The sequence below is a fragment of the Ralstonia insidiosa genome (assembly GCF_008801405.1).
Lineage (GTDB): Bacteria > Pseudomonadota > Gammaproteobacteria > Burkholderiales > Burkholderiaceae > Ralstonia > Ralstonia insidiosa.
Genome location: NZ_VZPV01000002.1, coordinates 85,257 through 100,522, shown reverse-complemented (window position 1 = coordinate 100,522; position 15,266 = coordinate 85,257). Strand labels below are relative to the sequence as shown.

The window sequence follows — 15,266 nt, the reverse complement described above, 5'->3', positions numbered from 1 at the left end:
CTGAAACCGCGACGTCTTACGCGCTGATTGCAACCTGCGCGCTGTGCGACACCCTGGGCCGCGCGTAGAACGTCTTGCCCGTCAGTGCCCGGAAGTCTTGCGGCGCCATGTCATAGGCACGGCGGAACGCGCGCGTGAAATCGGACGAGCTCTTGAAACCCAACCCGAACGCGATGTCCGTCACGGTCAGGTCGGGGCGCTGGACCAACTCATCTGCCGCCTCCCGCAACCGCAGGTGGCGGATGTACGCGCCCAGACCGCCCTCGTGCTGAAACAGACGATACAGCGTCTGGCGAGGCAGCTGCAGTGCTTGCAACACGGTTTCCGGCGAGAGGTCTTCCTGGCGCAGATGCATCTGGATGTACCGCCGCACCCGACCGAACATGGCGGCCCGTGCCGCAGCGCGGGCATTGCCGCTCAGTTGGGCTTGCTTGCCGAATGCAGAGACGAGGAGTTGCGTGCTCGCATGAATGGCGCTGCCCGCGGCGTGTGCACTCATGTCTGGAATGTCACGGCTCAGCGCCGTCACGTGCTCGACGATCAGTTGCGTGAGCGGCGTCGTGTTCTCGATCAAGCGACCGTGGATCGCCTCAGGGTCGGGAAACGTTTCTCCCACGAGTGCGCCCGGCACAAAGATGGTGGCGACCCGGCAGGCGCTGCGCTGCATGCGCACGGGCTGACCCATGTGCAGGGCGAGGATGCTGCCGGCAGCCAGCGTGTTGTCGCGCGATGAGGACGAGCGCACAGCAACATCGTTGACACCGCCTTCCAGGAACACATGGAAAGCGTAATCGCGGATGGAATCAGTCGAAATGCGCGCAAGCGAACGGTCCAGCAGCATCGCATCGGACCGGCAATCGGTGAACGTCGCATCACCGACCTTGTAGCGATCGATGGCGGCGTGAAACGGCTTCTCCAGATCAGCGCGTGATGGCAGAACGTCGATGATGTGGCCGACCCGCTCTCGCCATGCCATTAGAGGCTTCTGATGCGTCTGCTTGCACGCATCGAAATGGCTGTAAACGATAGAGGGTTCACACGGCGAGCGAGCGTCAGCCGTGAGCGCGCAAGGTTCCATGCAAGAGAGTCCCGCCCCGTGAGTATTCTGTGCTGTGGTACAGCTTATGAACTGCTTATTGTGGTGATGACTGTAGCGAAGAAATTGCGCGCAGCGCGGCACTCCCCCCTAAAGGGTGAGGCTCGGGCCCAACACCTTGCCTGCAAAGTGACGGCGCCGTGGTTTTATGGGGCTTGGCGGCGCCTGGCGAGGGTCAATGGCCCGTGGCTTCTAGGTGAAGCGCTCCCGTTTGGCGTGGCCGTGCTGGAGCAACGGTGCGTATTCGTGGAGTTCGCGGGGCGCGATGTCGAACGCGCGACGGAAGGCACGCGTAAAGCTCGATGCATCGTTGAAGCCCAGCCCCGAGGCAACGTCTTGTATGCCCCGCTGCGGAAAGCGCACCAGTTCGTCGGCGGCCATCCGTAGCCTGCGACTGCGGATATATGCGGCCAGGCCGCCATCGTGTTCGAAGATGCGGTACACGCTTGCGCGCGAGAAATGCAGCGATGCCAACACGCTTTCCGGCGACAGGTTCGGATCACGCAGATTGCTCTCAACATGCCGCCGCACTTTTCCGTAGACAGCAGCGCGCACCGCCGCACGGGCGTTGCCTGCCAGGCCCGCCTGCTGGCCGTAGGCCGCCAGGATCAACTCCACCGCGGTGAGAAAGGCCTGCTGCGCGGCCTCCTTGCTCAGCCCAACGATCTGCTGCCTGAGCGCCACGACATGCTCAATCAGCAAGCGCGTCAGCGGGGTGGTGGCGTGCACCCAGCGGCCATGCAGCGAAGCCGCATCGGGGAATGACTGTTCCACCAGCGCACGCGGCACAAAAAGAAGAAGGAGTCGCCCCTCAAAGCTGCGGATGGTGCACGGTTGATCCATGTCCAGCGCGAGGATGCTTGGCACGCGCGGGATATGCGCGGCGTCAGCGCGCGGCTTGCCACCCTGAAATTGCGACGGCGGCCCTGCCAGGAAGATGCTGAACGTGACATCACGAACGCTCTCGGTCGAGACCCGACCCAACGATCGCACGGCCAGATTGGGGCCGGTGTGAAAGTCGAAGAGGCTGAGATTGTCGATCGTGTAGCGTGACAGCGATGCGTTGAACGTATCGTCGGCCTGCTTTGATGGTGGCCGTATGTCATAGACCGGGCTCATCCGCTCTTGCCAAGCCAAAAAGCTTTGGCGGGCGTCGCCTTGCACGCTGAAATCGCTGTGCACGATGCCGGGTGCGAGCGTTGGTGGCGCTGGCGGCAACAACAGGCGACTGAGCGTTGGCGCAGTGTGGAGGGCGTCGTCGTTCAATGCGGTGCTCATCGCGGATCACTGTGCGCAAGCGACGATTCGCACGGCGAGCGAACGTCAACCGTGAACGCGCAATGTGCCATGCAAGAGAGTCCCCGCCCCGTGAGTATTTTGTGGTGGTGCTGTTATGAACGGCGTCTTATGGCTGGGACTGTAGCGAAGAAAACACCTGCAATCACGCGCGACGGCGCACTCCCCTACAAAAGGGTGAGACACAAGACCAACACCTCGCGTGCGGAGTGGCGTCGGCTAACAGCGTTGCGCCAGCACGTCCTCGATCAGCCCGGTGACGGCTTTCAGGACGCGGTCGCGCGGCAAGCTCTGGTAGCGCACTGCAATGGTGCGTGCCGCGTCACGGTATTGCGGATTGGCCAAGGCATCGTGAAGCACCTGGCCGAAGCGGCTCTCCACATAGGCGGGCAGGATCCCCAGGCCAGCGCCCGTTGCGGCCACACGCTCGGTCACCATCAATTGCTCGATATGCAGCGGCAGCAGCAACATCGGCACGCCGGCCAGCAGGCAGTTCAATGCCGTGCCATGGCCTGCGTGGGTGATGGCCAGCGTGCAGCCGGCCAGCAAGGGCGCCATTTGCACAGGCCGCCGGAATAGCCGCAGGCGGCGGTGGCGGCTCGCCAGTTCGTCGCTGATATCGGGAATGACGGCAATCACCTCGGCGCCGGACGCCTCCAGCGCCGTCAGCACGGTCCCCAGCCAGGGCTGCGTGTGCAGATACACGAAGACGTGCGGCTTGTTGGGCTGCTGCCATTGCACGCGTTCGCCGGTATCTGGCTCGGGCACTGGCCCCAGGAAGGTGGTGCCGGGCGGCCGCGATGCTGCGTAGTGGTCCAGCTCCGGCAGCGTCAGTAGCCGCGTGTGGTCTGCGGTGAGCAATGTCGTCAGCGCCTGCGGCTGGTCGAACAACGCCTGGATGGTGCGCTCCACTGCCGCCTGCGTTTGCGCGCGCGCCTCGGCGTGGTCCGCTTCCCATGGGCGGAAGCACGGCGCCGGAGACAGGGTAGGGGGGATGGTGAAGCCGGTGCCGACCTGGACGCTGCGAATGCCTGCCCGCTTGGCCGCCAGCAAGGCAAGCGGCGCGTGCTCGATCACCACGAGATCCGGTTCGAGCGCGGCGTACATGTGTTGCCAGGCCTGCACCATGCCGCCCAGCAGATCGGGTTGCGTGGCGCCATAGGTGGCAAGAATATCGACGTAGGTCGCAATCTCGCGGCCCAGCGGCGTGATGTCTGCGGGGGCGGGGCAGGCAAACCAGCGGATGCCATGGGGCGCCAGATAGCGCTGGGCCAGGGCCATCGGTTTGAGCCCGAACATCACCTCATGGCCGTTTGCCTGCAGCGCCAGGGCAATCGGGAGCAGGCGCCACAGGTGCCCGTGGTTCTCACCCAGCTCCCACGCAAAAACGATCCGGCTCATGCACGGTCCTGGTGCGCGGTGTTGTGGGCCCGAGGGTGCATGCGAGGCATTCCTGTGCAGCGTGTGGTGTTGAGGTAGCGCAGGGATCTTATAGAAATTTCCAAATCGCGCGGAACTTTCCAAAAACTGAGACGCACGGTCAAGACCACCCCCAAAAAAATCGCCACTATCGAGTCCGACACAGTTGTGTCAGCAGTCCGGGGGGAGTTGGTAGCGGCTCAGGGCTGTCGGTCAAACGCTCGCTTGCGGCATCCGATGCCGCATCAGAACAGAGCCTGCCGGCAGGTTTGCCTGATCCAAGAACGTAGCAGCAGAGGCGCGCAGAAGATAACAGCGCCATTTGCCAGAACGTACCGGATTGCGAAACGGGGAAGTCGTTCGACGCAAGCAAACCGCACCGTGTTGAGGCGCAGGGGAAACCGACAGGCAGACCTTGAGCCTCAACACGTGTGCTGGGGCGCGGCTCGGATTGGCCGTTCAACCGCCTATCTCAGGTACAAAAACAATGGCTCAACGCAATCAGTTTCCTAAACAGAGCACCTTGACGCTGGCAATCGCGGCCGCGCTCTCCAGCATGGCCCCGGCCATCGCTGCGGCCGATACGACTGTCAGCACCGCGATCACCACCCAGCAGTTCTGGGGCGCCGGCAACTACACGGTAACCAGCAGCGGCAGCGTTTCGAGCGCCAGCACTGCGCTGATGACCGATGGCACGCTGGGCACGCTCAGCAACAGCGGCACGATCCGCGGGACCAATGTCGGGATCGGCTCTTACGGCGGCTCGATCGATACGTTGAACAACGCAGCCGGCGGCGTCATCAGTGCGATCGGCCAGGCGGGGAGCAACGGTATGAACGGCGGCATCATGATGCCGCCTGGTACGCCGCCTGGTACGCCGCCAATGCCCATGCCCGGCGGGCCAGGGAGTGGGGGCGGAAACGCGTTTGGCCTGGCGGCAAGCAACATCACGACGCTGAACAATAACGGCACGATCATGGGCGTCGGCGGTACCGGCGGCGCTGGCGGTTCTGGCGTGCCCAGCGGTGTAGGCGGCGCAGGCGGTAGCGGCACGGGCCTGATCAACAGCGCGCTGATCACGACGCTGAACAACGGCGGCACCATCCTTGGCCAGGGCGGCAACGGCGGCATTGGCGGCATTGGCGGAATCGGCGGTCAGGGCGGCACCGGCTTCGGTATTGAGAACCAAGGGACCATCGTCACGCTCAGCAACACCGGCGCCATCAATGGGTTTGGTGGCGTTGGCGGGGGTACGGGCAGCGTCGCTGCAGGCTATGGCATCACTAACGGAGGTGCGATCACTACGCTGAACAACGCAGCGAGTGGCGTCATCCAAGGTGGTGTGGCGGCCATCGTCAACAGTGCCGCGATCGGTACGTTGACGAACAGCGGCACCATCAACGGCAGTGCGTTGGGGATCAATGGTTCCGGCGGCACGATTACCGCGTTGAACAACAACGCTGGCGGTACCATCACTGGCGGCAATACCGGCATTGCCAACAACGGCACCATCGGTGCGCTGACCAACAGCGGGACCATTAGTGGTACTGGTACCAACTCCGTTGGCATCACAAGCTACGGCGGTACGATCAGCGCGTTGACCAACAACGCGAGCGGCGTCATTAGCGGTAGCGTCACAGGTATCAACAACTTCGGCACGATCCAGACGCTGAGCAACAGCGGCACCATTCTTGGCCTCCCCTCGGGTACCGGTCAGCAGAATGCCGGCGTTTTCAACGGCGGCTCGATCGGCACGCTCACCAATAGCGGCAGCATTAGCGGCGGCGGCGTTGGTATCACCAACCAAGGAACGATCAACTCGCTGACCAACAACGGTGTGATCAGCGGTCGCGTGCCAGGGCTTTACAACACCAGCATGATCGGCACGCTGGTCAACCGCGGAACGATCAGCGGTGGCACCGTGGGCACCATGCCATTTGTCGCCGGCATTCTCAGCGCCGGGTCGATCGGCGCGGTGGATAACAGCGGCACCATCACGGGCGCTGGCAATGCCATCGTCAACGGCGGGTCGATTGGCACGATCACCAACTCAGGCGTGATCGCCGGCAATATTACGAACCAGAGCCCTCAAGCCCTGACCATCAATGGTGGAGCGGGCTCGACATTCGGCACGCTGACCGGCTTTGGCGGAACGATCGGCACGATCACCAGCTCTGGCACGAACGTTGTATTCGGCTCGGGCAACCTGGTGTTGAACGACAACATTGGTGCCGCGCCCACCAACATACTCAGCGTTGGCCCAGCCGTGGCCGCTCCCACCGGTCAGGTGGCCGTGAGCAACACGGGCGCAGTCCTGCAGGTCAACAACGCGATCAACATTCTTGGCACCTACAACCAGAGCGCGGCCGGTACGCTGCAGATCGGCGTGAACACCGGTGCGATCGCCAACGGCGCCCTCACGGGCGACCGCGGCTATGGCCGACTGATTGTCTCGGGCGCGGTGAACCTTGCCGCGGGCTCGGCCGTTTCGTTTGCGCAGGTCAACCCGTATCCGTTTGCGGCTGGCCAGCGTTACGTGATCGTCGATGCGTCGAGCACCGGCACCAACTACAACGAAGGCACGCTCCGGTATTCGATCCGCGGTTACAACAGTGTCCTGACCGGTGCGAACGTCACGGCCAATGGCCGTAGCGACCTGGTGGTGACCGTGGTCAGCGCAGCTCTGATCCCGACCACGAGCCCTTCGCCGGCACCTGCCCCGGCACCGGCTCCCGCGCCTGCCCCGGCTCCCACCCCGCCGGCGACCGTGCCGAACGCCCAAGCGGCGCTCACAGGCCTGTCCCAGTACACGGGCATCAGCGATCCGGGCCTGCTGAACCTGTACAACGCCTCGATGGCGCTGAACCTGGGCAGCAGCGACGCGGCCAACCGCGCCGGCAAGCAACTGAACCCGGTGTCGCAGGGCTCGACCGCCCAGGCTGCACTGGCACCGACGCTGGATGTGCTCAACATCATCTCCACGCATGCGGACAGCGTGCGCCTTGCCCAGGCCGGTGGCCTGAGCGGTGTCTCGACCGGTGAAGCCGGTCCGGCATGGGGCGTGTGGGGTCAGGCATTCGGCGGCCACGCACACCAGGGCCAACGTGATCAGGTGGATGGCTACAGCGCCAACTTCGGCGGCCTGCTGTTCGGCGTCGATCACGCGGTCAACGACGCGTGGCGTGCGGGCGGTGTGTTCAGCTACAGCAACGCCAAGATCAGCAACACGGGCGACACCGACGGCAACTCGACGCGTGTGAACTCGTTCGGCCTGATGGGCTACGCCAGCTACACGGGCAGCCCGTGGTACGCAAACCTGTCGGCGGGTGCCGTGCAGCAGCACTACGACACCACCCGCGCCGTCAACTTTGCCGGCTTCTCGGGCAATGCCGACGGTAGCTTCAGCGGCACGCAGTATGTGGCCCGCGCGGAAGCCGGCTATCCGTTTGCGACCGCCGTTGCCACGGTCACGCCGCTGGCCAGCCTGACGTATGGCTACCTGCGTCAGAACGGCTACACCGAATCGGGCGGCAATGGTGCAGCGCTGTCGGTGGGTGCGTCGCACACGACGTCGGTCACCAGCGACATCGGCGTGAAGTTCTCGCGTGAGCTGGCAACCTCGTACGGCACGCTCGTGCCGGAACTGCAGGTGGCATGGCGTCATGAGTACAACAACACGCGTACGCAGACGCAAGCCAGCTTCGCGGCAGACCCGACGGGTCAGACCAGCTTCACGTCGCTGGGTGCCAGCCCGGTGAACGACTCGGCGGTGCTCTCGGCCGGCGTCAAGCTGCTGCGGGCAAACAACCTGAGCATCAGCGCGCGTTACTCGCTGCAAGTGGGTAGTGGGTATGTATCGCATGCCGGCAGCCTGCAACTGCGCCAGCTGTTCTAACGTCTTGAAGTGATGTGCCAATGGCGCGCCTCCCGAAAGGGGGAGCGCGCTCATTGCTTTATGGGGGGCGGTCAACCAGACTCCCGCAGGCGGTCCGATCGGACTGGTTTTTCCCCATTTGATTCATTGGAGCCACGCATGTCGAGCGCGCTCAATTCCGACCCAATCAGCATTCCCGAAGCGCTCAACCGTGCGTATGCACACTGGAACGCAGGCCAGGCAGCCGAAGCCGAAATCTATTGCCAGCGTGTGCTGGCCGCGTGGCCGGGGCAGGCCGATGCCTTGCACCTGCTCGGGCTCATGGCGCATGCCTATGGCAACCTGGATCTGGCCATTGCGCACGTGCGTCAGGCTTGCATGGCCCCACGCGCACCCGCCATCTATTCCAGCAACCTGGCGGAGATGTATCGCCAGAGGGGCATGCTGGCCGAGGGTCAGGAAGCGGCCGAGCGTGCGGTGGCGTTGGACTCATCGCTGGTTCCGGGCTGGAGCAATCTCGGCATCCTGCTGCAGGAAGCGGGCAAGCTTGAGCAAAGCCTCGCATGCCTGGAACGGGTGGTGGCGCTCACGCCCGATGCACCGGAAGCGCACAACAATCTGGCCAATACGTACAGGCGTCTGGACAGGCTAGGCCAGGCCGAGCAGCACTACCGCCAGGCGTTGGCGCTGAATCCGCACTATGCCGAGGCGCACAGCAATCTCGCTTTCCTGCTGACTGCGCACGGGCAGTACGACCAGGCCGCCGCAGAGGCGCGCCTGGCCATCGAACTCAGCCCGCATCTGATTGATGCCTACCTGAACCTGGCCGATGCGGAGGCGACGCGCCATCGGCATGCCGCGGCGCTGCAGGCGTTGGATGCGTTGCAGTCGTTTGCACCACAGCATCCCGCCGGACTCGTCGCCCGGGCGACGGCGTTGAAGCAACTGGAGCGCCTGGACGCTGCGCTCGCGTGCGCACAGCAGGCCGTGACCCTGGCGCCGCGCAGTGCCGAAGCCCATCACGCGCTGGCGCAGGTGCTGCAGGGGCTGGGTCAAACCGACCAGGCGCTCGCGCATTTCGAGCAGGCTGCAACGTTGCCCGGCACAGTGGCGGAAGAGGCATTGGTCGGGTGCGCCATGCTCCTGATGGAGTCAGGCCAGAAAGAGGCCGCTCGGGCGGCGTTCGATCGGGCGCTGTCGATGTTCCCCGGTTCTGTACGGGTGCTGACGGCGCGCGCCGAAGCCAAGACATTCCAGGCTGGTGATTCGGATGTCGACGCCATCGAGGCCTGGCTCGCCAGCGAGGCACCGAAGCCATTGAGCGAACGCATCACAGCGCATTTCGCGCTTGGCAAGGCCTACCTCGACCTGCAGGATGCGCCGCGCGCCTTCGCGCACCTGCATACCGCAAACCAGCAGAAGCGCTCGACGTTCGGTTACGACGCCAAGGCGACCCGGCAATGGATGCAGCGCATCGCTGAAGTCTTCACTGCCGAGCGGATGGCGCACTTGGCGGGCGCCGGCGCGCAGTCTGATCTGCCGGTCTTCATCGTCGGGATGCCGCGCTCGGGCACTACGCTGATCGAGCAAATTCTGTCGTCGCACTCGCAGGTCACGGGCGCGGGCGAGCTTTCGACGCTGCGTCTGGTGGTGGAGGGTGCCGGGCCGTTCCCCGATATTGGGCAGGCGTTGACGGCAGCGGGCGCGCAACACCTGGGCCGCGCCTACCTGGACCGTATCGAACCGCTGGCACAAGGTCGGCAACGCCTGATCGACAAGATGCCGGGCAATTTCATGTATGCGGGGTTGATTCCGCTGATCCTGCCCGGTGCGCGCATCATCCATTGCCGGCGTAATCCGGTGGATACGTGCCTGTCGTGCTACACCAAGCAATTCGGCGGTGAGCAGCCGTTCTCCTACGATCTGGCGGAGCTTGGCGAGTTCTATACCGACTATCAGAAGCTGATGGCCCACTGGGCCCAAGTCCTGCCGGCCGATCGCTTCATCGAAGTGGACTATGAGCACGTGGTGGATGACTTGGAGGGCGAGGCGCGGCGCCTGGTCAGCTTCCTCGGCCTGCCCTGGGAAGACGCCTGCCTGCAGTTCCACGCAAACGACCGCGTGGTGCGCACCGCCAGCGTCAACCAGGTACGCCAGCCGATCTACACCACGTCCAAGGGGCGCTGGCAGAAGCACGCAAGCCACCTCGGCCCGCTGCTCGCTGCACTCGGGATCAGCGCGCCATGAACATGAATACGGTTGATGTCGCGACGGTCGAGCGCCAAGGCCGTGCGCTGCTGGTCGATGGGCGCTTGACCGAAGCGGAGGCGTTCGTACGTCCGTTTCTGGCGTCCGGCACGGGGCCGCTGGTGTTGTGGCAGTTGCTGGCCGACGCGATTCGCCCGCAAGGCAAGATTGCCGAGACACAGTCCATCCAGGAGATGCTGGTTGCCAACATGCCCGGCAATCTCACCGCACGCTTCAACCTGGCGGAAACGCTGCTGCTGCAAGGCAACTTTGAGCGCGGCTGGCGCGAGTATCACCACCGCTACGGCATGCCGCACACGGCAGCGATCGAGCGCAAGGTCCAGCGCCCGCGTTGGACTGGTCAGCCCATCCGCGGCAAGACGCTGTTGATCCACGATGAGCAGGGTTACGGCGATACCTTCCAGTTCCTGCGCATGGTGCGCTGGGCGAAGGAGCGCGGCGGCGCGCGCGTCATCCTGGAGGTGAACGCGGAGAGCGCATCGCTGGCCAGCCGCTGCAGCGGTTTCGATGCGCTGACCGTGCGCGGCAACCTGCCGCCCGCGTTTGACGTGCATTGCGAGCTGATGAGCCTTCCCATGGTGATGGGCCTGAAGCTCACAGACTTGCTTGGCACAACACCGTATTTGTCGGCAGACCCGCAGCGTGTAGCCAAGTGGCAGGCACGTCTGGCCGGTTTGCCGCGCCCACTGGTGGCGCTGGTGTGGGCCGGGCGCCCCACGCACGTCAATGACGCCAACCGTTCGATGAGGCTGGTAGACCTCGCACCACTGTGCCGACCCGATGTCACCTTCCTCTCCATCCAGAAAGGGCCGGCTGCCCAGCAGGCCGCATCGCCGCCGCCGGGTATGGCGATGGTGTCGCTCAGCGACGAGATCCAGGATTTTGAGGACACCGCTGCCATCCTCGCCGTGGCCGATCTGCTGATCTCGGTGGATTCGTCGCCGGTGCATCTGGCCGGTGCGCTGGGCCGCCCTGCGTGGGTGATGCTGCCGTTCGTGCCGGACTGGCGTTGGTTGCTCGGCCGCAGCGATACGCCGTGGTACCCGAGCGTGCGCCTGTTCCGCCAACCGTCTCGTGGCGATTGGGGCAGCGTCATGGGTGACATGGCGCAGGCGTTGGCCCAGCTTGCCGGCGGGCAAGGATGATGCGCGCACAGAAACCGCTCTTCCGGCTGCTGTTGCTCGTGTTTTGCGTCCTACTGTCTGCGTGCGCGACGCTCGACCGCAACGCGCACGCAGACGCATTGGCGGCACCGTTCCAATTGCATCGAGAGCTGGTGAAAACCGACCACTTCGTCCTGACGGCATTCGCGCGCATCACGCGCCCAGACCAGCCCCTCACCATCTATATCGAAGGAGATGGGCTGGCGTGGATCTCCCGCGTCGAACCGTCTGCTGACCCGACACCGCGCCATGCCACTGCGCTTGCCCTGGCAGCCGCGGACCCGTCACCGAACGTGGTGTACCTCGCGCGCCCATGCCAATTCACACCCATGGCGCTGAACCCGCAATGCGGTGTGCCGTACTGGACTGGCAAGCGCTTCGCGCCGGAAGTGGTGGCAACGATGAATGAGGCGGTAGGCCATTTCGGTGCGAAGTTGCCGGGCCAGCCCGTTCACCTTGTCGGTTATTCCGGAGGCGGAGCGATCGCCGTGCTGGTTGCTGCATACCGTACCGACGTCGCGTCCATCCGTACCGTGGCGGGCAATCTGGATATCGAGTTCATCAACCGTCGGCACGCGGTCTCGGCGATGCCGGAATCCATGAATCCGATCGACGTGGCATCACGCGTGGCAACGGTTCCGCAAGTGCATTTCAGCGGTGCGGAAGACACTGTGGTGCCGCTGGAAGTGGCGCAACGTTTCGTGCGGGCCGTTGGCGGCCGCTGCGCGCAAGCCGACACCGTGCTGGGCCTTGCCCACGACGGCGACTGGGCTGGGCAATGGCCCGCGCTACTGGCACTCACACCGATCTGCAAAACACGCTCAGGGGCATGACATGCAACGGATTCCTTCCACGCTTTGGCTGACTGGGCTGAGCGGCGCCGGCAAGACGACGCTCGCGCTGGCGTTGGCGGAATCGCTCACCGCTCAGGGCGTGCCTTGCCGCGTGCTCGATGGCGATGTCGTGCGCAAGCAGCTCTGCCCCGACCTCGGTTTCTCCAGGGAAGACCGCAGCGAGAATGTCCGCCGCGTCGCGCAATGGTGCGCGCAGATCAACAACACCGGTACGTGGGCCATTGCCGCGTTGATCTCGCCTTACCGCAAAGACCGGGATAGCGCTCGACAGATCGTCGGCGCATCACGTTTTTTCGAGGTGCACATGGCGACGCCGCTCTCGGTGTGCGAAGCGCGTGATCCGAAGGGGCTATACAAGCGCGCACGCGCTGGGGCAATCACCAACTTCACCGGCATCAGCGATGCCTATGAGCCCCCACAGGCCCCGGCGCTTTCGTTTGATACCGGCTGCGAGTCGACGGAATCCTGTGTTGCGGCAACGTTGGCGTTGCTGAGGGGCACGGACGAGATGTTGCCGGCAACGATACGAGGCAACTGCTGATGGCGACGGACGTGCGGATTCCGGCGCGTTTGGTGATGTGGGAGCGCGCTCGCACCGCCAAGCGATCCCAGTGATCATCGCGCGCCTGGAAACAGAATTCCGCGGGTGATTCGGCGCTGCCGGCGGACGGCTACGTGACCGGGAGCGCGTGGCGAGCAGGGGTTCATACGAGCCCGGAAGAACGCGTCGACAAGCTGGGCACACGATCCAGCGCTGGATGCGCACCTACCTGAAGTCCGGCTGTGAACCCTAGTTCTCTGATTTCAAAGGGGGTGGGAGGCCGACAGCGGAACCCCTTGAGGCGAACTTCACGGCAGGTCTCAGACCGGATGGCAAGCCTTCCGTCTACCCGCGTTTCTTAGGGCTCTTGCATGTGAGATTTTTTGCTAAGCAAACGTATGGCTTTTTATATTGACCAGGCAATTTCAGGGTGAAAATCCATGAATTAACCAATATGAGTGATTATCAAAAGTGATCCGTTGGAATAATCGAGCGAACTTCCTTGGCAGGGCAAATGACGATCTTCTCCTTGCGTTCGCCGTTGTCGTGGATGATGGCGGTAAAAAACAAAATTCCTTTTCGTATAAGGGTTCTTTGCCAGTCTGATTTGTCACGTTGGATCTGTGGCGATGTACCTGGCCTCCATAAAGAAAAATCATTCTCATCTAAAGGCGTCTCGGGGAGTTCGGCCTATTTATATCTAATACCCCACTAACGAGGGGTGATTTTTCTATTAATAAGTGCGGATTCCTGCCGAAAACCCGTTTGTAAAACAAATCAGCAAGGAGAGGCCCCGCCATGCGTGTCAACGAACCGGTTACCCAGCGCGAATACGAGTTCCCCGACAACGCCACGCTCATGTCGACCACCGACACACAGAGCTACATCGCCTACGCGAACGCGGCGTTTGTCGAAGTCAGTGGTTTCTCCAGAGAGGAGATCGAGGGCCAGCCGCACAACATGGTGCGTCACCCGGACATGCCGCCGGAGGCCTTTGGCGACATGTGGGCCACGCTTAAAGCTGGCCAGCCCTGGACGGCGCTGGTCAAGAACCGCCGCAAGAATGGCGACCACTATTGGGTGCGGGCCAATGCCACGCCAGTGGTGCGCAATGGTCAGCCGACGGGCTACATGTCGGTGCGCACCAAGCCCTCGCGCGAGGAGATTGCCGCTGCCGAGGCGCTGTACAAGGATTTCCGCACCGGCCAGGCCGGCAGCCGCAAGTTCCACAAGGGCTTGATCGTGCGGACAGGGTGGATGGCCTGGCGCTCGGTGTTCCAGGTCATGCCCGTGCGCTGGCGCATTCGGCTCACGTTTCTCACCTTGTTGCCGACGCTGCTGGCCGCGGCGTGGGCGTTCGGCTTGTCTGGCACGGCGCTTGGCGGTTTTGCTGTGGCATTGCTCGCGGCGCTGATGCTGGGCGCCTGGTCATTGAAGGTGCAGATCGCTACGCCGCTGGAAAAGCTGCAGGAGCACGCCCTGAGCGTGGCTTCGGGCGAGAGCCGCAAAGTCGCTATCGCCGACCGCACGGACGAGATCGGCATGACGTTGCGCTCCATCAGCCAGCTCGGGCTGATGTTCCGCTGGCTGATCGACGACGTGGCCGAGCAGGTGGTCAACGTGCAATCGGCCAGCCAGGAGATTGCCAAGGGCAACGGCGACATCAACATCCGCACGGAACAGGCCGCCGCCAGCCTGGAGGAAACTTCCAGCTCGATGACGCAGATGACCGCCACGGTGGCCAGCAACGCAGAAACGGCCGGGCAGGCCAACACGCTATCCAGCGTTGCCACACAGGCTGCGCTCAACGGTGGCCGTGCCATGGAAGAGGTGGTGGCGACGATGGGCGCGATTTCGCAGAGCGCCAAGCAGATCGCCGACATCATCGGCGTGATCGACAGCATTGCGTTTCAGACGAATATCCTGGCGCTCAATGCGGCCGTGGAAGCAGCGCGCGCCGGCGAGCAGGGCCGCGGCTTTGCGGTGGTGGCGGGCGAGGTGCGCGCGCTCGCACAACGCAGCGCCGGCGCTGCCAAGGAGATCAAGGAGCTGATCGGCACCAGCGTTGACAAGGTGGAGTCCGGCTCGCGGCTGGTCGACCAGGCCGGCAAGACCATGGAAGACATCGTCGATCAGGTCAAAAAGGTGTCGTCCATGATCGCCGACATCAGCCTGGCCACCGCGCAGCAGACCGAAGGCATCACGCAGGTCAGCCAGGCCGTCAACCATCTGGATCAGGTCACGCAGGAAAACGCCACGCTGGTCGGGCAGAGCGCGTCAGCGGCAGAAGGCCTGCGCATTCAGGCTACGCGCCTGGTGGAGGCCGTGAACGTGTTCCGCTGAGCTGCTCGCCTGTGCGTGCGAGGGCTGTTGTGCGCCATCGGCAATTGCAAAAACCACGAAATCGCCACATGGCGAATGTGTGGTCTTCGCCTACTATGCCTATGCAGCAACACCCCTTAAAACGCACATCCTCAGGAGTGGAAACATGGCCTCACACGGTTTGATTGCCTGGTTGATCATTGGCGCACTGGCTGGTTGGCTGGCCGGGCTGCTGGTCAAGGGCGGCGGCTTCGGCATCTTTGTCGACATCGTGGTCGGCATCGTCGGCGCATTCATCGGCGGTTGGCTGGCGGGGGTGCTGGGCATCTCGCTGGGCGGCGGCTGGATCGGCTCGATCATCACGGCAGTGATTGGTGCGGTGATCCTGCTGTTCATCCTCCGGCTCATCAAACGCGCGTAGCGGCACCGTGCG

At 63.7% G+C, this 15,266-nt stretch carries 10 protein-coding genes; 7 read left to right on the top strand and 3 right to left on the bottom strand.

What is annotated here, in order from left to right; genetic code table 11:
- Positions 1–16: 16 nt before the first annotated feature.
- The 3 genes from F7R11_RS17165 to F7R11_RS17155 all read right to left on the bottom strand — a co-directional run bounded on the left by F7R11_RS17165 (position 17) and on the right by F7R11_RS17155 (position 3,793).
- The gene (locus tag F7R11_RS17165; protein WP_064806763.1) at positions 17–976 is read right to left on the bottom strand and encodes a helix-turn-helix domain-containing protein; all 960 of its coding nucleotides are present in this window, start codon (positions 974–976) and stop codon (positions 17–19) included.
- Between the two features lie 312 nt (positions 977–1,288).
- Entirely contained in the window at positions 1,289–2,374 is a 1,086-nt protein-coding gene (locus F7R11_RS17160; RefSeq protein ID WP_064806765.1) for a helix-turn-helix domain-containing protein, read from the bottom strand.
- 237 nt (positions 2,375–2,611) lie between these two features.
- Complete coding sequence (locus tag F7R11_RS17155) at positions 2,612–3,793, bottom strand: glycosyltransferase (protein ID WP_064806767.1); 1,182 nt, start codon at positions 3,791–3,793, stop codon at positions 2,612–2,614.
- 541 nt (positions 3,794–4,334) lie between these two features.
- On the opposite strand from F7R11_RS17155, the gene F7R11_RS27425 reads away from it, so the two are divergent.
- From F7R11_RS27425 to F7R11_RS17120, 7 genes are all read left to right on the top strand, one after another.
- Positions 4,335–7,706 carry an autotransporter outer membrane beta-barrel domain-containing protein gene (locus tag F7R11_RS27425; protein ID WP_064806769.1) on the top strand — a complete coding sequence of 1,124 codons (3,372 nt, stop codon included), beginning with the start codon at positions 4,335–4,337 and terminating at the stop codon, positions 7,704–7,706.
- A gap of 138 nt (positions 7,707–7,844) precedes the next feature.
- A complete protein-coding gene (locus tag F7R11_RS17145) occupies positions 7,845–9,932 on the top strand; it encodes a tetratricopeptide repeat-containing sulfotransferase family protein (protein ID WP_064806772.1) in 2,088 nt (695 codons plus the stop codon).
- Positions 9,929–11,098 (top strand): glycosyltransferase family 9 protein, encoded by a 1,170-nt coding sequence (locus F7R11_RS17140; protein ID WP_064806774.1) that lies wholly within the window; start codon positions 9,929–9,931, stop codon positions 11,096–11,098. Before F7R11_RS17145 ends, F7R11_RS17140 begins: the two co-directional genes overlap by 4 nt.
- Positions 11,095–11,949 carry an alpha/beta fold hydrolase gene (locus F7R11_RS17135; RefSeq protein ID WP_231973347.1) on the top strand — a complete coding sequence of 285 codons (855 nt, stop codon included), beginning with the start codon at positions 11,095–11,097 and terminating at the stop codon, positions 11,947–11,949. Before F7R11_RS17140 ends, F7R11_RS17135 begins: the two co-directional genes overlap by 4 nt.
- A 1-nt stretch (position 11,950) precedes the next feature.
- Complete coding sequence (cysC, locus tag F7R11_RS17130) at positions 11,951–12,511, top strand: adenylyl-sulfate kinase (RefSeq protein ID WP_064806776.1); 561 nt, start codon at positions 11,951–11,953, stop codon at positions 12,509–12,511.
- 798 nt (positions 12,512–13,309) lie between these two features.
- Entirely contained in the window at positions 13,310–14,854 is a 1,545-nt protein-coding gene (locus F7R11_RS17125; RefSeq protein ID WP_064806779.1) for a methyl-accepting chemotaxis protein, read from the top strand.
- 145 nt (positions 14,855–14,999) lie between these two features.
- Positions 15,000–15,254, top strand: a complete 255-nt coding sequence (locus F7R11_RS17120; protein ID WP_021192695.1) for a GlsB/YeaQ/YmgE family stress response membrane protein — start codon at positions 15,000–15,002, stop codon at positions 15,252–15,254.
- Positions 15,255–15,266 lie beyond the last annotated feature (12 nt).